The 16,323-nt window shown below is 67.1% G+C and carries 16 protein-coding genes; 12 read left to right on the forward strand and 4 right to left on the reverse strand.

Translation table 11 applies throughout. The annotated features are described in order from the left end of the window. Positions 1 to 35 precede the first annotated feature (35 nt). The 6 genes from RIB45_RS14795 (at position 36) to RIB45_RS14820 (ending at position 6,543) form a co-directional block, all read left to right on the forward strand. Positions 36 to 1,448, forward strand: a complete 1,413-nt coding sequence (locus RIB45_RS14795; protein WP_350051164.1) for a M48 family metalloprotease — start codon at positions 36 to 38, stop codon at positions 1,446 to 1,448. Positions 1,449 to 1,608: 160 nt separating this feature from the next. Further along, positions 1,609 to 2,397 (forward strand): DsbA family protein, encoded by a 789-nt coding sequence (locus RIB45_RS14800; protein WP_350051165.1) that lies wholly within the window; start codon positions 1,609 to 1,611, stop codon positions 2,395 to 2,397. 28 nt (positions 2,398 to 2,425) lie between these two features. Continuing rightward, positions 2,426 to 3,163, forward strand: coding sequence for a DNA/RNA nuclease SfsA (gene sfsA / locus RIB45_RS14805; protein ID WP_502882573.1), 738 nt, complete (start codon positions 2,426 to 2,428; stop codon positions 3,161 to 3,163). 89 nt (positions 3,164 to 3,252) lie between these two features. Next, positions 3,253 to 4,068 (forward strand): type I methionyl aminopeptidase, encoded by an 816-nt coding sequence (gene map, locus RIB45_RS14810; protein ID WP_350051167.1) that lies wholly within the window; start codon positions 3,253 to 3,255, stop codon positions 4,066 to 4,068. A gap of 31 nt (positions 4,069 to 4,099) precedes the next feature. Then, positions 4,100 to 4,807 carry a RadC family protein gene (gene radC, locus RIB45_RS14815; protein WP_350051168.1) on the forward strand — a complete coding sequence of 236 codons (708 nt, stop codon included), beginning with the start codon at positions 4,100 to 4,102 and terminating at the stop codon, positions 4,805 to 4,807. A gap of 104 nt (positions 4,808 to 4,911) precedes the next feature. Next, complete coding sequence (locus tag RIB45_RS14820; protein WP_350051169.1) at positions 4,912 to 6,543, forward strand: hypothetical protein; 1,632 nt, start codon at positions 4,912 to 4,914, stop codon at positions 6,541 to 6,543. Between the two features lie 69 nt (positions 6,544 to 6,612). On the opposite strand, the gene RIB45_RS14825 is transcribed toward RIB45_RS14820, so the two are convergent. Together RIB45_RS14825 and maiA are read right to left on the reverse strand one after the other, a co-directional pair. Further along, the gene (locus RIB45_RS14825) at positions 6,613 to 8,064 is read right to left on the reverse strand and encodes a phospholipase D-like domain-containing protein (RefSeq protein WP_350051171.1); all 1,452 of its coding nucleotides are present in this window, start codon (positions 8,062 to 8,064) and stop codon (positions 6,613 to 6,615) included. Between the two features lie 60 nt (positions 8,065 to 8,124). Further along, entirely contained in the window at positions 8,125 to 8,769 is a 645-nt protein-coding gene (maiA, locus tag RIB45_RS14830; protein WP_350051172.1) for a maleylacetoacetate isomerase, read from the reverse strand. A gap of 194 nt (positions 8,770 to 8,963) precedes the next feature. On the opposite strand from maiA, the gene RIB45_RS14835 reads away from it, so the two are divergent. From RIB45_RS14835 to RIB45_RS14860, 6 genes are all read left to right on the forward strand, one after another. Continuing rightward, entirely contained in the window at positions 8,964 to 10,124 is a 1,161-nt protein-coding gene (locus tag RIB45_RS14835) for a homogentisate 1,2-dioxygenase (protein ID WP_350051173.1), read from the forward strand. Then, positions 10,121 to 11,146: a fumarylacetoacetate hydrolase family protein gene (locus tag RIB45_RS14840; protein WP_350051174.1), complete on the forward strand. Its 1,026-nt coding sequence runs from the start codon at positions 10,121 to 10,123 to the stop codon at positions 11,144 to 11,146. Before RIB45_RS14835 ends, RIB45_RS14840 begins: the two co-directional genes overlap by 4 nt. Positions 11,147 to 11,176: 30 nt before the next feature. Beyond that, a complete protein-coding gene (locus tag RIB45_RS14845; protein WP_350051176.1) occupies positions 11,177 to 12,142 on the forward strand; it encodes an MBL fold metallo-hydrolase in 966 nt (321 codons plus the stop codon). Positions 12,143 to 12,227: 85 nt separating this feature from the next. Next, positions 12,228 to 13,889 carry an FAD-dependent oxidoreductase gene (locus RIB45_RS14850; RefSeq protein WP_350051177.1) on the forward strand — a complete coding sequence of 554 codons (1,662 nt, stop codon included), beginning with the start codon at positions 12,228 to 12,230 and terminating at the stop codon, positions 13,887 to 13,889. Between the two features lie 2 nt (positions 13,890 to 13,891). Then, on the forward strand, positions 13,892 to 14,140 hold the full coding sequence (locus RIB45_RS14855) for a DUF2783 domain-containing protein (RefSeq protein ID WP_350051178.1): 249 nt from the start codon (positions 13,892 to 13,894) through the stop codon (positions 14,138 to 14,140). A gap of 234 nt (positions 14,141 to 14,374) precedes the next feature. Next, positions 14,375 to 14,926, forward strand: a complete 552-nt coding sequence (locus RIB45_RS14860) for a MarR family winged helix-turn-helix transcriptional regulator (RefSeq protein WP_350051180.1) — start codon at positions 14,375 to 14,377, stop codon at positions 14,924 to 14,926. Positions 14,927 to 14,974: 48 nt separating this feature from the next. On the opposite strand, the gene RIB45_RS14865 is transcribed toward RIB45_RS14860, so the two are convergent. Beyond that, positions 14,975 to 15,427 carry a hypothetical protein gene (locus RIB45_RS14865; protein WP_350051181.1) on the reverse strand — a complete coding sequence of 151 codons (453 nt, stop codon included), beginning with the start codon at positions 15,425 to 15,427 and terminating at the stop codon, positions 14,975 to 14,977. 15 nt (positions 15,428 to 15,442) lie between these two features. Next, entirely contained in the window at positions 15,443 to 16,237 is a 795-nt protein-coding gene (locus RIB45_RS14870) for a tyrosinase family protein (protein ID WP_350051182.1), read from the reverse strand. Between the last annotated feature and the right edge of the window lie 86 nt (positions 16,238 to 16,323).

Below are 16,323 nucleotides of genomic sequence, written 5' to 3' on the forward strand. Positions count from 1 at the left end.
CGGGGCGGCGACGGAAATCAGGGACTTGGATACTCATGCGCTTTTCTACCTTCTGGCGGAGCGCAGTCAATGCGCGAACGGCGCGGCGCGGGCGGCGCCGGCTGAGCGCGCTGGCCGCCGCCGCGTTGGCCTTCGCGCTCGCCGCGCCGGCCGACCTGCACGCGCAGGGCCGGAGCATGAGTCTGGTGCGCGACACGGAAACCGAAAACGCCATGCGCGTCTACCTGGCGCCGATCTTCGAGTCGGCCGGCCTCGATCCCGCGTCGGTGCGCATCCATCTGGTGAAGGACGACGCGATCAACGCCTTCGTCGCCGGCGGCCAGAACATCTTCATCCACACCGGCCTGCTGACGGCGGCGGACGGGCCGGGCGAGGTGATCGGCGTGCTGGCGCACGAAGTCGGCCACATCACCGGCGGCCATCTGGCCCGCTTTCGCGAGAATTTGGAGAACGCCCAGATTCAGTCGCTGGCCGCCCTCATCCTGGGCGGCGCGGCGGCGATCGCGGCGGGCGAGCCGGGCGGCGTCGGCGCGGCGGTCTCGCTTGGCGATCAAATCGGTCGACGCTCAATGCTGAGCTACACCCGCGACATGGAGCGGGCGGCCGATCAGGCGGCGATGGACTTTCTGAAGGCCGCGGGCCTGAGCCCGAAAGGCTACGAGCAAATCCTGGTCAAGCTGCAGCGCCGCGCGAAGCTCTACAGCGCGGGCGCGAACCCCTATGAACAGACCCACCCGGTCACCGAGGACCGTTTGGCCTTCGTGCGCAATCAGCTGGAGACTTGGCCCGTCGAGAACGCCGACATGCCGCAGGAGTACATAGACCTGCATCACCGCATAAAGGCGAAGCTGGCCGGCTACATTCAGGACCCTCAACGCACATTGGAGGATTACGGCCCGACCCGCGACGACGTGCCGGCGCGCTACGCCCGCGCCGTCGCCTACATGCGCGATTATAAGCCGGACGAGGCGTTGCGGCTGGCGGAGGGGCTGATCGCCGACTTCCCCAACGACCCGTTCTTTTACGAACTTAAGGGCGACATCTACCTCAACACGGGCCAGGTCGAGAAGGCGGTAGAGCCCTACGAGCAAGCGGTGCAGATGTTGCCTTGGGCGGCGCTGATCCGCATTCAGCTCGCCCGCGCGCTTCTGGAGCAGAACCGCAGCGGCGTGGAGGAGCAGGCGCTCGACCATCTGATCAAGGCGCGCCGCTATGAACCGGACTCAAGCGAATTGTGGCGCCTCACCGCGGCCGCCTACAATCGGTTGGGCGACATGGGACAGGTGGCGCTCGCCCAGGCGGAACGCAGCTTTCGCGGCGGCCGAAACCAGGAAGCCAAGGCGCACGCCGACCGCGCGATGGAGTTGCTGCCCGAACACGGCGCAAGCTGGCTGCGCGCCCAGGACATCGCGTTGCAGGTCGAAGAGCGTCAGCGGCGCGATGAGTGAGCCTCCTCGCGCCTGTCCGGCGAGGGTCGGAGTCGCCGAGACCCGGTCGGGCGACGCGTTTGCGGGACACGGTAAATCCTGCGTGAAGCGGCTTGGCCGCGAGGCTGCGCTCGCTTAGCTTGCACAGGCCGATCACCGCAGCAGCCAAGGATCGAGAGCCATGCCCCTTCGCCGCCCCCTCCCCCGCCTCTTCGGCGCCCTCGCCCTCGTCGCGACGCTCGCCGCCCCGGCCGCCGGCCCGGCCGTCGCGCAGCAGCCCGGAGGTTTGTCCGACGCCGAACGAACGGAGATCGAGACGCTGGTGCGCGACTACATCCTCAACAATCCGGAGATCATTCTTGAGGCGGTCAATCGTCTGCAAGCGCGCCAGGAAGCCGAGGAGCAGGCGCGCCGCCAGGCCGCGCTCGCGCAGAACGCCGACAAGCTGTACGCCGATCCGCGCGCGCCCACGCACGGTCCCGGCGACGCGTCGATCACGCTGGTCGAGTTCTTCGACTACCAGTGCGGCTACTGCAAACAGATCCTGCCGGACATGGTGAAGCTGGCGGAATCGCGCGAGGATTTGAAGATCGTCTTCAAGGAGTTCCCGATCCTGGGGCCGATGTCCGAGGTGGCGGCGCGGGCCGCCCTGGCCGCCGAAAGGCAGGGCGCCTATTTCGCCTATCATCGCGCGGTTATGGGGATGCGCGGGCAGCTGACGGAACAGAAGCTCTACGACGAGGCCGCGGCGCTCGGCTTAGACGTCGAGCGGCTGAAGGCCGACATGGGCGACCCAGACATCGCCGCTTATCTGGAAAGCAACCGCCAGCTGGCGCAACAGATCGGCGTGACGGGTACGCCGGCGCTGATCGTCGGCGATGCGTTGATCCCCGGCGCTATCAGCTACGAGCGGATGGTGCAGTTGATCGAGGCCGAAGAGGCGCGGCGCGAGGCCGAGAAGGACGGCTGACGCGCCCCGGGTCGCCTCGTCCGCCGGTATGCTGCGCTACCCCGCCCCTCTGGTCGAAGGCCGGCTGCTGCGACGCTACAAACGCTTTCTCGCCGACGTTGCGCTCGGGGCGGACGGCGCGGGCGAGAGCGTGGTCGCCCATTGCGGCAACCCGGGCTCGATGATCGGCTTGGCCGATCCGGGATCCGCCGTTTGGCTCGCCCGCAACGCGAACCCGAAGGCGAAGCTCGACTGGCGCTGGGAGATCGCGACGCAGACGATCGACGGCGCGGCGCATCCGGTGGGCATCAACACCGGGCTCGCCAACCGGATCGTGGAGGGGGCGATCGCGGCGGGCCGCATCGCCCCGCTCGCCGGCTATGAGAGCCTGCGCCGGGAGGTGAAATACGGCGCGAACAGCCGCATCGATCTGCTGTTGGAGAGCCGGACCGCGCCGCCCTGCTATGTCGAGGTGAAGAGCGTCACGCTGCGTCGGCCCGAAGGGCCTGACCCTGCCGCAGCCGAGTTTCCGGACGCCGTGACGGCGCGGGGCGCCAAGCATCTGGCCGAGCTGGCCGCTCGCGCGCAAGCGGGAGAGCGCGCCGTAATGGTCTATCTTGTCCAGCGGGCGGACTGCGCCCATTTCCGCTTGGCCGACGACATCGACCCGGCCTACGCCCACGCGTTCGCCCAGGCGACGGGGGCGGGCGTCGAAGTCTTGTGTTACGATTGTCTTGTTGCGCCCGAGGGCATAGAACTGAATGGTCCGCTCGCAACGGCGCTGTAACGGCCCGGCGGGCTTGCGGGCTGCGGACCAACGGTGAACGGCGCGGCGGACCGACGACGCGCCGAAGAAGCTTCGGGAAAGACCGGTCGATGAACAAGATATACAACAGCGAAGCGGGGCGCATTAAGCTTCACGGCGCGGCCGAATTCGACGGCATGCGCCGCGCCGGGCGGTTGGCCGCGCAGGTGCTGGACTTCATCACCGAACATGTTCGCCCCGGCGTCAGCACGGGCGAACTCGACCGGCTGTGCCACGATTACATCACCGCGGCCGGCGCGACGCCCGCGCCGCTCAACTACCGCGGCTTCCCGAAATCGATCTGCACCAGCCTCAACCACGTGGTCTGTCACGGCATTCCGGACGACGCCAAGAAGCTCAAGGACGGCGACGTCCTTAACATCGACGTCACCGTGATTCTCGACGGCTGGCACGGCGACACGAGCCGGATGTTCTTCGTCGGCGAAAAGGCGCCCGTCAAAGCGCGAAATCTGACCCGCGTCACCTACGAATGCATGATGAAGGGCATAGAGGTCGTGAAGCCCGGCGCGCGTCTCGGCGACATCGGCGCCGCGATTCAGGAGCACGCGGAGGCTCACCGCTTCTCCGTCGTGCGGGACTTCTGCGGCCACGGGATCGGCCGCGTGTTCCACGACGCCCCCAGCGTGCTGCATTTCGGGCGCGCCGGCGAAGGGCTGGAGTTGAAGGAAGGCATGTTCTTCACGGTGGAGCCGATGATCAACGCCGGCAAACATCCGGTGAAGATCCTGAATGACGGCTGGACGGCGGTGACCAAGGACAAGTCGCTCTCCGCGCAGTTTGAGCACACGATCGCCGTGACCGCCGACGGCTACGAGATCTTCACGCTCTCCCCCAAGGGCTGGCGCCAGCCGCCTTACGAGAGCTGAGCGCGGCTTCCGCACGAGACGAGGCGCCCCGATGGCCGACGACGTCCAGCCCGAGAAGAGCCGCGCCAAGCCGCACTACCATGAGCATAGAAATCGGTTGCGCGCTCGCTTTGCGGGGGATGCGGGCGCGTCGATGCCGGACTACGAATTGCTGGAGCTGGTGCTGTGCGGCGCGATCCCGCGGCGCGACGTGAAACCGATCGCCAAGGCCCTGCTGAAGCGCTTCGGCGGGTTCGGCGATGTGATCTCGGCGGATCTGAAGGCCTTGCAGGCCGTGGACGGCATGGGCTTCACCTCGGCCGTGCATCTTAAGGCGGTGCAGCAGGCAGCGATAAGGCTGCTCAAGCATGAGGTGGAAGAGGGGCACGTCCTGTCATCCTGGGACGCGGTGGTCGACTATTGCCGGGCGGCGATGAGTCGCGACAAGGTGGAGCGGTTTCGGCTGCTGTTCCTCAACAACCGCAACCGGCTGATCGCCGACGAAGTCCAACAGACCGGCACCGTCGACCACACCCCGCTTTACCCGCGCGAGGTGGTGAAACGCGCGCTGGAGCTCGGCGCCAGCGCGCTCATCATGGTGCACAATCACCCGTCCGGCGATCCGACGCCGAGCCAGGCCGACATCGTCATGACGCACGCGGTGCGCGACGCGCTGGCGAAAATCGACATCCGGCTGCACGACCACATCATCATCGGCCGGCGGGAGACCGTCAGCCTGCGGAGCGACGGGCTGATTTAAGGCGAAGTCGCGTGCGCATATCACTTTATCGCGTATTTTTCAGATAACGCGCTTAAAAGTCGTGTACCCTTCTCCCGCATATTCGAAACCGTGGGGGAAGACCGATGTTCAAACGCTTTACCGGACTCACGACCGCCCTGGCCGGCGCCGCCCTGGCGATCAGCGTGGCGAGCGCACCGCCAGCGGCGGCGCAATTAGCCATTCCGTCTGACGCCGTCTCTGACTGCACCCTGTCGGAGAGCGACCTGGCCGGATGGTTCGCGAATGGGACGATCGCCGCCGACGGCGCCGTCAACGCGGCCGACAGCCTGACGTTCCCAAACGACAGCGATATCTGCGACTTCTACAAGTGGGGCGCGCAGATGTTTCTCTGGCTCGCCTCGCCGGAGGCTGACGGAGTCGTCATGACCGGCTCGGAGTTCTTCGACGTCTCGCCGGAGACGTACGATTCCGCCAGCAAGGAGACCGTGCGGCGGCTGATCCCGAACGACGGGTCGAGCGCGCTGCAGCTGGCCTTGCGCAACCAGAAGTTCGAGGAGATCGAGGAGCTGGCGCAGGCCGGCAGCTCGGGCGTGCTGATGTCGCAGGGCGGATCGCTTCTCTACTACGGCGTGCACGTGAACGAGTTCTACGGTTACTTCCTCACCGCCCAAAAGACGGCCGATCGGGGCTCGTATTTCGGATCGATCGTGGATTTCGCCATCGGGCCGAACGACGTGACACAGCTTCAGGGTTTTATGCAAACCGCCTTCCCAGGCGTCACGCTGAACTCGCCGCAGACGCTCACGATGGAGCTGAAGACCTCCTGGGTGGACGCCGCGACGGTCGACAAGGACCGGTACGTCACGATCCAGGCGACCGTGCCGAAGTTCTCGCCGATCTCTTCGGGCGATACGACGCTGTGGACGCCGGACGGGACGGAACCTAAGGAGCTGGCGTTGACCGGCGTGCATGTCGTCGGCACCGTTCTGGATCATCCGGAATTCGTCTGGGCGACCTTCGAGCATGTCGACAACGCGCCCAACAACGCCTTCGTCTACAACACCGGCTCGCTCGCGAACCCGACCCCGAAGACGCAGGCCTATCAGGCCGGCGGCGATTTCATCCTGCGCGCAGCGGGCGCGACGCCGAGCGACGCCAACAAGGAATGCATGATCCAGCTCGACGCCAAGAAGGCGGCCGCGATCGGCGTGCCCGCCGGCAGCATCGCCGCCGTCGACGCCGGCGGCAAGCCGGTCTACGGCACGAACCACAGTCCGCGCTGCGAAGGCGGGATCGTCGCGTCCAGCACGGTGCGCGACAGCCCCTGGGGCAGCGCCAACGCCAACGACATGAGCCGCATGTCGAGCGCCGATCAGACGGCGATCGCGCTAAACAACTCGCGCCTGATCACGCTCAACGCCGACATGATCGCGTTGCTGGCCGACGCGGGCGACGTTCGGGCCAACTACGTGCAGAACGGCGGGATCTGGACAAACATCGACAGCCCGCGCGCGACCGACGGGCTGGCCCCGATCCCCAACAAGGCGACCGCGGACGATCTACGCGGATCCTTGAAGCTCTACAACACCACGATGGAGACCTACACCTACATGGACAGCTTCGCGCCTAACTGCTTCAGTTGTCATGCGCTGTTCAAGTCGGGCGGCAGCTATCCGAAGAACAGCTTCGCCCCGTTCAATCTCTCGCACATCTATTCGGAGATCATTCCGCTGACGCCCACGGCAGGCGACTGAGAAGCGGAGCTCTTGCGACGCACTGAGGGGGCGCGCGCTTCGGCGCGCGCCCCCGCTTCTTTCGGCGTCTCAGAGATAGGGTTGCAGCAGATGGGCCGCCCCGTCGCGCAGCTTGATCGGGAGCGAACGTTCGGACAGCTCCGAGCGGTCGAGGCGGCGGGAGCGGGCGATGCGGGCGTCGATCAGATCGTCGATCGTCCGCGCGAATCCTTCGTCATAGACCTCGCAGACATATTCGAAATTGAGGCGCAACGAGCGCATGTCCCAATTGCCTGAGCCGATCAGCGACCACGCGCCGTCCACCGTCATCAGCTTGGCGTGATCGAAGGGCGGACGGGAGAGCCAGACGCGCGCGCCGGCGTCCAGCGTCGTCTCCTGCTCCGAGCGTGCGGCCCATTGCAGCAGTTTGTGGTCCAGCGTCTCGGGCGTCACGACGTCGATCTTGACCCCGCCGGCGGCGGCGAGGCGGAGCGCGCTCAACACCGTCTCGTCCGGCAGGAAATAAGGCGTGGCGATCCGGATCGACCGGCGCGCGGTCGTAATCGCGCTGAGCAGCGTCCAGCGCAGCGGATTCTCGTCGAAATCGGGCCCGGATTCGATCCCGCGGCCCAGCATGGCGCCGGCGGCCGACAATGTCGGGAACCACGCCGGCCCGGACAAGTTTTCGCCGCTGGTGAAACGCCAATCGGCGGCGAAGCGCTCCATCGCCTGGGCGACGATCGGGCCTTGCAGGCGGAAATGCACGTCGGCCACACCGCCCTCGCCCGACTGCTCCAACAGGCAGGCGTCTTTGATGTTCACGCCCCCCGTAAACGCGACGCGCCCGTCTGCGATCAGCAGTTTCGCGTGGTTGCGCATGTTGAGATACGGCATGCGCCACGGCACCAGACTGTAGAGAAAGCGCTGGGTCGGCACGCCGGCGCGGCGCAGGTGGCGGACGATGCGCTGCATGTCGGCGAACGCGCCGACGCCGTCCACCAGCACGCGCACCGCGACGCCGCGGTCGCACGCGCGCTCCAACGCCTGGGCGAAGCGATCGCCGATTCGGTCGTGCCGGAAGATGTAGCTGGAGAGCGCGACCGAACGCTCGGCCGCGTCGATCGCCGCCAGCATCGCTGGATAGGCGGCGTCGCCGCTGTCGAACGGCTCGATCAGATTGCCGGCTACGAGCGGACGCGTCGCCAGCCGGTCGACCCGGCGGGCGATGTGATTCAGATAGACCCGGTCTTCGGGCAGGGCTGCGCGCACGGCGGCCGTGTCGGATTCCTCATCCCCCGACTCGGCGTCCCCCGACGCACGCAACCCTTCGAGCCGCCCGGCGCGGCGCTGCACCCGATTGATGCCGAAGATGTAGTAAAGCGCGACCCCCAGCGCAGGCACGAACAGGATCAAGCCGGCCCAGGCCACCGCCCCGCGACTGTCGCGCTTAGTGACCAGCACATGGCAGAAGGCAAGCGCCGCCGCCACGAAAATGACGACGCCGGTGATCAGCGCGACGGGGTCCTCTAGAAGCGCCTCCATGGCCGCTATATGCGCTGACGGGCGCCGCCGCTCAAGCGCCGCCGCTCGTCCGCCTTCCTCTCACTCTGCGTCCGGCTGCCGAGCGGGGGCCGTCTCGGCGAAGATCGGACGAGCCATCAGGGCGTCTGCGAGCGCGAGCGTCTTCGGATACGGCGTCAAATCGCAGTCGAAGCGCCGGGCGTTGAAGACCTGCGGGACGAGGCACAGATCGGCCAGCGTCACGGTCTCGCCGAAGCACACGCCGCGCGCCGGCGCATCGGCGGGCAGCAGGCCTTCGACCGCCGCGAACCCCTCGGCCACCCAATGCCGGTACCAGGAGAGCTTCTGATCCTCGCTCAAGCCCATCGAGCCGGTCAGATGCTGCAGCACCCGCAGATTGTTCAGCGGATGCATCTCGCAGGCGATCGTCAGCGCCAGCTCGCGCACTTTGGCGCGCGGCGCCGGATCGGACGGCAGCAGAGGCGGCTCGGGTCGGGTCTCCTCCAAATATTCGATCATCGCCAGCGACTGGCCGAAGGCCGCGTCTCCCTCTTCCAGATACGGGACGAGGCCGGCCGGGTTCACCGCCCGATAGGCCGGACGCTTCTGCTCGCCCCCTTCGCGGGTCAAATGCACGAAGCTCGACTCGTAGGAGAGGCCCTTGATCGCGAGGGCCGCGCGCACGCGCCAAGCGGCGGAGCTGCGAAAATAGGTCGTGAGTTTCATCGGCGTAATCGACTTTCCTCTGACGGTGCGCCGAACGGCGCGCGCCGCCTGGACTATAGCGAGCCCGTCAAGCCTTTGAAAACCCCGCCCCTTCGTCCGCTTTGTTGACATCGTTTCACTTGAAACTATCATGCCCCCCAGACGCGGGGCGGACGTCGCCTCGCCGCTTCTTCACCGCAACGGAGCCGCACGCCATGCGACGCTACATCCCGGTCCAGACGGTTGAAGGCCGCGCCTCCCGTCAGGCGCACGCCGACCTGCCGGCGGACACGTACGAGCGCGAGATGGGCAAGGAGGGCTTCTTCGGCCCGGCCGCGCACCTCTATCACGCCAATCCGCCGACCGCTTGGACCAGCTGGGAGGGGCCGCTCAAGCCGCGCGCCTTTGATCTGAACCGGATCGAGCGGGCCGCCCGCACTCCCTGGGACGCGACCACCTTCCTGCATAACGCCCACTGCAAGATGCGCTTCTGGCGCTTCGGGGGCGCGATGGACCATCTGGTCCGCAACGCAGACGGAGACGAGCTGATCTTCCTGCACGCGGGCCAGGCGGATCTTTACTGCGACTTCGGCCATCTGGCGATCGTCGCCGGCGACTACGTCGTTCTGCCGCGCGGAACGATGTGGCGGATCGAGACTGACGGCCCGATCGAGGCGTTGCTGATCGAGGCCACGAATTCGACCTACATGCTGCCCGAGAAGGGGCTGGTCGGGCCGCACGCCATCTTCGACCCCGCTATGCTGGACACGCCCCGCCTGAACGCGGCCTTCGACGCCCAGCGCCAAGGCCCGGAGGCCGGCGTCGAGTGGCGGGTGAAGATCCGCCGGCTGGGCGAAATCTCAACCGTCACCTACCCGTTCAACCCGCTGGACGCCGTCGGTTGGAAGGGCGATTTGGCGCCGGTGCGGATCAATGTGAAGGACATCCGCCCCTTGATGAGCGACCGCTATCATCTGCCGCCCTCGGCGCACACGACCTTCGTCGCCAACCGCTTCGTGGTCTGCACCTTCGCGCCGCGCCCGTTCGAAAGCGATCCGGGCGCGCTGAAGGTGCCCTTCTTCCATAACAACGACGACTATGACGAAGTGCTGTTCTACCACGCCGGCGATTTTTTCAGCCGCGACAACATCGACGCCGGCATGGTCACCTTCCATCCTTGCGGCTTCACCCACGGACCGCATCCGAAGGCGCTGAAAAACGCCTTCACGCAAAAGAAGACGGCGACCGACGAATACGCCGTCATGGTCGACACCCGCGACCCGCTGCAGGTCGGCGACTTGCCCGCCGGCGTGGAAAATCCCGACTATCACCGGAGTTGGACTCCCAAAGACCAAACGGCGGAGGCGGCGGAGTGAAACTGGCGACTTTGAAAGACCACGGGAGGGACGGCGCGCTGGCGCTGGTGAGCCGGGATCTCTCCCATGCGGTGCGCGCCGGCTCCGTCGCGCCGACGCTGCAAGCGGCGTTGGACGATTGGGCGGCGATCGAGCCGGACCTGCGCCGCCTGGCGGCCGATCTCGAGAGCGGCGCGGCCGAAGGCGTCGTCCCGTTCGATCCGGTCGAGTGCTGCGCCCCCTTGCCGCGCGCCTATCAGTGGGCCGACGGCTCCGCCTACGTCAATCACGTGGAGCTGGTGCGCAAGGCCCGCGGCGCGGAGCTGCCCGAAAGTTTCTGGGAAGATCCGCTGATGTACCAGGGCGGCTCGGACAGCTTTCTGGGTCCGGCCGACGACGTCCCGCTGGCCGGCGAGGAATGGGGGATCGATTTCGAGGCGGAGATCGCCGTCGTGACCGACGATGTGCCGATGGGGGTCTCGGTCGCGGACGCGGCGCGCCACATCAAGCTGGTTATGCTGGTCAACGACGTCTCCCTGCGCGGCCTGATCCCGGGCGAGCTCGCCAAAGGCTTCGGCTTCTTCCAGTCGAAACCGTCGAGCGCCTTCTCCCCGGTCGCCGTCACGCCGGACGCGCTGGGCGAGGCGTGGGACGGCGCCAAGCTGCATCTGCCGCTCCGCTCCAGCCTGAATGGGAAAGAGTTCGGGCGGCCTGAGGCGGGCGTCGACATGACCTTCGACTTCCCCACGCTGATCGCGCATGCGGCCAAGACCCGGCCGCTCGCGGCGGGGACGATCGTGGGCTCCGGCACCGTCTCCAACCGCGACGCCGACGGCGGGCCGGGCAAGCCGGTGGCCGACGGCGGCCTCGGTTACAGCTGCATCGCCGAAATCCGCATGATCGAGACCATCGCCGACGGCGCGCCGAAGACCCCTTTCCTGCGCTTCGGCGACCGGGTGCGCATCGAGATGCTGGACCGCGACGGCGCCACGATCTTCGGCGCGATCGATCAGACCATCGTCAAATACGAAGGGTCGGCCTGACCCGACCCCGTCCTTAGGGAGACCCCGCAAATGTCCACCACCGCATTCGCCTCTACCGCCGATCTCGAGGAGAAGGAGATCACCTTCGAGCCGCTCGCCGACGGCGTCTACGCCTACACGGCCGAAGGCGACCCTAACTCCGGCGTCATCATCGCCGACGACGGCGTCTTGGTGATGGACGCGCAGGCGACGCCGGTGCAGGCGGAGAAGCTGATCAGCCGCATCCGCCAGATCACCGACGCGCCGATCAAATATCTGGTGTTGAGCCACTATCACGCCGTGCGCGTCCTCGGCGCGGCCGCCTACGAGGCCGAGAACATCGTCGCCAGCCGCGGCACCTACGAGAACATCGTCGAGCGCGGCCAGCAGGATTTCGAGAGCGAGGTCGGCCGCTTCCCACGGCTCTTCGATCAGGTCGAGACGGTGCCCGGCCTGACCTGGCCCAGCATCGTGTTCGAGGACAAGCTGACCCTCTGGATGGGCGGGCGCGAGGTGCAGCTGCTGCATCTGGGGCGGAGCCACACCAAGGGCGACATCGTCGCCTGGCTGCCGGAGGAGAAGATCTGCTTTGCCGGCGACATGGTGGAGTACGGCGCCACCCCCTATACCGGCGACGCCTATCTGAAGGACTGGCCGACGACGCTGGACCGCTTGTCGGCGTTGAGGCCGCAGCAGCTGATCCCCGGCCGCGGCGCGGCGCTGAAGACGGACGCGGACTGCCGCGAGGCGATCGAGGGCACCCGCGCCTTCCTGAGCGACCTTTACGCCCACGCTGAGGCCGGCGTTAAGGCGGGCGAGGATCTGGCCCAAGTCTACGCCCGCGCCTATGAGGACATGCAGCCGAAATACGGTCACTGGGTCATCTTCGACCATTGCATGCCCTTCGACGTCACCCGCGCCTATCAGGAAGCCGGCGGCGCCGTCGACCCGCAGATCTGGACGACCGAGCGCGACCGCGAGATGTGGGCCGGGCTGGAGGCGGCGCGGAAAGGGTGATCCGCTCTTCCCCCTCTCCCCTCTGAAGGGGAGAGGGAGAGGGAGAGGGAGAGAAGAAAAAGACAAAAGCCGGGGACGCCAGCATATGCTGCAAGCCTTCGAGTATCCGCGGTTCGACTACGCCCCCTCGCCGGACGAGGGGGCTGAGCCCCCCGCCCGCCACGCCGTCGTGATCGTGGGCGCCGGGCCGATCGGCCTGACCGCGGCGCTGGATCTGGCGCGGCGCGGTCGGCGCGTCGTGGTGATCGACGACGACGACACGGTCAGCGTCGGCAGTCGGGCCATTTGCTGGTCCAAGCGCACGCTGGAGATCTGCGACCGGCTGGGGTTGGCCGACGGCCTGATCTCCAAGGGCGTGCGTTGGAGCAAGGGACGCGTCTTCTTCCAGGATCGCGAGCTCTACGATTTCGACCTGCTGCCGGAGGCCGGTCATTACGCGCCCGCCTTCGTCAATCTGCAGCAGTATCATTTCGAGATGGCGGCGGTGGAGGCGGCGCAGGCCCATCCGCTGATCGAGCTGCGCTGGCGCAACAGGCTGGTCGACGTCGCGCCCGGCGACGAACAAACGCCCGCGCGGGTCACGGTCGAGACGCCCGAAGGCCGTCATCGGTTGGACGTCGATTGGCTGCTCGCCTGCGACGGCGCGAAAAGCCCGACCCGCAAGGCCCTCGGCCTCGATTTCGAGGGGCGCGTCTTCCAGGATCGCTTCCTGATCGCCGACGTGGTGATGACGGCGGATTTCCCGACCGAGCGCTGGTTCTGGTTCGACCCGCCCTTCAATCCGGGACGATCGGCGCTGCTCCACAAGCAGGCGGACGACGTCTGGCGCATCGACCTGCAGCTCGGCTGGGACGCCGATCCCGAGGAAGAGAAGAAGCCCGAGCGCGTGATCCCGCGCCTCAAGGCGATGCTGGGAGAGGACGCCTCGTTCGAGCTGGAATGGGTCAGCGTCTATACATTCCAGTGCCGACGGCTCGAGCGGTTCCGCAGCGGGCGCGTCCTGTTCGTCGGCGACAGCGCGCATCAGGTCTCCCCCTTCGGCGCGCGCGGCGGCAACGGCGGGGTGCAGGACGTCGACAATCTGGGCTGGAAGCTGGATCTGGTGCTGCGCGGCGCGGCGCCGAAAGCCTTGCTCGACAGCTACGATGTCGAGCGCGGCTGGGGCGCGGACGAGAACATCGCCAACTCAACCCGCGCGACCGACTTCATCACGCCGAAGAGCCAGGCGAGCCGGGATTTCCGGGACGCAACGCTGGCGCTCGCCGCGCGCTTCGACTTCGCCCGGCGGCTGGTGAATTCCGGCCGGCTGTCCCAGCCCGCGTCGCTGGAGGCGTCGCCGCTGACGACGCCGGACGAGGCGGGGGAGCGCTTCGACGCCCCGATGCGGCCCGGCGCCGCCTGCCTCGACGCGCCGATCCGCGACACGGCGGGCCGAGAGGATTGGCTGCTGCGCGCGCTCGCACGCGCCGACGGCTTCGTCCTCTTGGCCGCGCCGGCGCTCGACGATCCCGACGGCGCGAGCGTCGACGCGGCCGCAGCGGCCCTCGATCCCCCGGCGCAGGCGCTGGTCATGGGGCGGGATTTCGAAGATAGCGAGGGCCTCGTCGCCGCGCGCTACGACCTCACGCCCGGGGCCTGCTATCTGATCCGACCGGACCAGCACGCGGCCGCGCGGTTCCGCACGCTCTCGGCGACGCGTCTGCGGCCCGCGCAGGATCGAGCCCTCGCCCGCGGCAAGGAGGCCTGAGGATGTCTGAGACCCCGCCCCTCGTCACCGACGCCAACATCGACGATCCGGACGGTTTCTATGCGCGCCTGATCGAGGCGCACCGCGATCTCACCGACGCGGAAAGCCGCCAGCTCAACGCCCGGCTCATTCTTCTTTTGGCCAATCACATCGGCGAGCGGGCGGTCCTCGAGTCGGCGCTCGCGCAGGCCCGCGCCGGCCTCCGCGCCCCCTCGCCGCAGACGGAAGAAAGCGCGGAACGCGGCGACTGACGCTTGATTTCACCCGTGAAAAGCCGCCCCGCACCCTGCATTTGGGATGATTTGGTTGAAATCGACCCCATTTTCCGGTCTTTCGGCTCTCGAAATGCTGCCAAGGCGCTCCAACATATGTTAGTGTCGGAAAACAAAGGAGCGAAAACCCGATCAGGCGCCGCGCGCGGGGAGTAGGCGCGGCAAGAAAAAGAGACGCCTTCATTGCGGCGGAATGACAGACGGTCACAACCAATGACGATGAATTCCTACGATGACGCCACACGTCGGTTCTCGACGCGGGAGCCGCAGACGAGCTATTCGGGTCCGCCGGTCAGTCAGGCGGTGCGCCCGGAAGGCTTGGCGCTGCTGATCGATCAGGCGGCCCGATCGGTCTACACGGTCGCCAGCAACCGCGGCCTGACGCCTGCGCAGTGGGCGGTGCTGCGCTATCTGAAGCGCGCCCGCAATTCGGACCCGACGATGATGGGCTTGGTGCGCTATCAGAAAATCGCGCCCGCGACCGCCTCCGAGACCATTTCGCTGCTGGTCAAGCGCGGCCTGCTGGCGAAGGAGCGCGACCCGAACGACCGCCGGCAGTATCTGCTGCGCCTCACCGACGAAGCCGAAGAGATCGTGAAGCACGACCCGCTGAACCAGCTGGCCGACGCGCTGGGCGGCCTCGACGAGGCGACGCTCAACTGCATGGCCGAGGGGCTGGAGCGCGTGCTCTTCCGCATCGTCGGCGCGCCGGGCGAGAAGCCGCCCGCCACCTCCGCGGCCCGCCCGGGACAGTCGGTAGACTGATCCGCCGGGGGACTGATCCGCGGGGGGACTGATCCGCGTTAGGCGCGCTCAGCCGAAACTCACCAGTTGCATGCCCGTGCAGTCGAGCAGCGGGGCGTAGCGTTCGTCCGCCTCCGGATCACCGCTCGACGCGACGATCGTAAGCGTCATCTCCTCCCCCTTTGCGGCGGCCGCAAGCGCGGCCGAGGTGATCGTCACCCGCTTGAAGGCCTTCGTGAGGGGGCTGGACGGGCGGGTGTCGAAGCGGCGACGCTCGGTCTTCGTCTGGCTGCAATGTCCCTCGTCGCCGACGCAGGTGGCGTGCCCGAAGACCGCGAACTCGCCCGCGAAACTGGGCCGATCGGGCGTCGCCGTCTCGGCCGTGACGTCCGGATCGTTCACGAACACCATCGCAGCGTAGGACGGCTTGAAGTGATCGACGCCGTAGATCTCCAGGTCGACGCGCTCGGTGTCGGCGGGGCAATGATGCGCGATGGGTCCGATGGTGACGATCTGGGTCATGATTGCGAAGCCTCCTCAGCTGATCTCGATGGGCGTCGCGCTCAGCGCGTACTCATAGCCCAGATCGTGGACGTCGAACGTGTCCTTCACCGTTTTCGCGAAGGGCTGCAGCGGCAGGTCGAGCAGTTCCTGCGGGAACTTCGGGTCGCCGTGCTCCAACTGCCAAAGGTACCAGATGCGGTCGATCATGCAGTGGTGGGCGTAGAAGATCGGATCGAACGCGGCGGTGGCGACGGTCCCCATATCGCCGCCGACCCAGACGTGGACGCGGTCGTGAAAATCCTGCAGCTTGTCTGAGAAGGCGGCGAAGTCCTTCTCGTTCTTCAACAGATCCGCAATCTCTTGCGAGGTCGCGAGGCGCCCGCGCGGATTCCGGCCTGGCGCCCGGGTCGTCACATGATCGATCGCCGGGTTGTCCGCCGTAGCCGGGGCGCGGGCGCGGAAATTGTGCAACGGATTGTGCGCGCCGTCCGAAAGCGTCGGCTGCGCATAGGCGTCCGGCACGTCCCGTTGGACGGTCCAGTCCCACCAGGGCAACGCGACGCCTGCCATCTGGTCCTGCAGCGCCTGCTCCAGATGCCAGAGATAGGCGCGATGCCACGGCAGAAACAGCACCGCCCGGCGCGGCGACCAGCTCGCGCGCTGGTGATGCCAGCAGTACCAGCCCGGCGCGCCGTGATAGCCTGCGACGGCGTTGAAGCCGCGATTGTCCAGAATGGGCTGAAGTTTGTTCATCCCCTCCACGAACCGTTTCATCGCCGGCGCCGACAGATCGGCGACCCGGGTGCGGTAGACCATGGATCCGGCCATAGAGACTGTCCCTCCCTGAACGATCTGCACGTGTTCCCGAGAAAAGCGTACTTCACTTTATTTGCGATTTAGAGTCGAAAATGCGC

This window comes from Marivibrio sp., assembly GCF_040218065.1.
GTDB lineage: Bacteria > Pseudomonadota > Alphaproteobacteria > UBA8366 > Aestuariispiraceae > Marivibrio.

What these genes read in the sequence shown, in the direction of transcription:
- RIB45_RS14850 (WP_350051177.1), top strand. Translation starts at nt 12,228, where the DNA reads ATGCTGCAAGCCTTCGAGTATCCGCGGTTCGACTACGCCCCCTCGCCG.
- RIB45_RS14865 (WP_350051181.1), bottom strand. Translation starts at nt 15,427, where the DNA reads ATGACCCAGATCGTCACCATCGGACCCATCGCGCATCATTGCCCCGCC.
- maiA (WP_350051172.1), bottom strand. Translation starts at nt 8,769, where the DNA reads ATGAAACTCACGACCTATTTTCGCAGCTCCGCCGCTTGGCGCGTGCGC.
- RIB45_RS14800 (WP_350051165.1), top strand. Translation starts at nt 1,609, where the DNA reads ATGCCCCTTCGCCGCCCCCTCCCCCGCCTCTTCGGCGCCCTCGCCCTC.
- RIB45_RS14860 (WP_350051180.1), top strand. Translation starts at nt 14,375, where the DNA reads ATGACGATGAATTCCTACGATGACGCCACACGTCGGTTCTCGACGCGG.
- RIB45_RS14835 (WP_350051173.1), top strand. Translation starts at nt 8,964, where the DNA reads ATGCGACGCTACATCCCGGTCCAGACGGTTGAAGGCCGCGCCTCCCGT.
- RIB45_RS14820 (WP_350051169.1), top strand. Translation starts at nt 4,912, where the DNA reads ATGTTCAAACGCTTTACCGGACTCACGACCGCCCTGGCCGGCGCCGCC.
- RIB45_RS14855 (WP_350051178.1), top strand. Translation starts at nt 13,892, where the DNA reads ATGTCTGAGACCCCGCCCCTCGTCACCGACGCCAACATCGACGATCCG.
- RIB45_RS14870 (WP_350051182.1), bottom strand. Translation starts at nt 16,237, where the DNA reads ATGGCCGGATCCATGGTCTACCGCACCCGGGTCGCCGATCTGTCGGCG.
- RIB45_RS14825 (WP_350051171.1), bottom strand. Translation starts at nt 8,064, where the DNA reads ATGGAGGCGCTTCTAGAGGACCCCGTCGCGCTGATCACCGGCGTCGTC.
- RIB45_RS14845 (WP_350051176.1), top strand. Translation starts at nt 11,177, where the DNA reads ATGTCCACCACCGCATTCGCCTCTACCGCCGATCTCGAGGAGAAGGAG.
- sfsA (WP_502882573.1), top strand. Translation starts at nt 2,426, where the DNA reads ATGCTGCGCTACCCCGCCCCTCTGGTCGAAGGCCGGCTGCTGCGACGC.
- map (WP_350051167.1), top strand. Translation starts at nt 3,253, where the DNA reads ATGAACAAGATATACAACAGCGAAGCGGGGCGCATTAAGCTTCACGGC.
- radC (WP_350051168.1), top strand. Translation starts at nt 4,100, where the DNA reads ATGGCCGACGACGTCCAGCCCGAGAAGAGCCGCGCCAAGCCGCACTAC.
- RIB45_RS14795 (WP_350051164.1), top strand. Translation starts at nt 36, where the DNA reads ATGCGCTTTTCTACCTTCTGGCGGAGCGCAGTCAATGCGCGAACGGCG.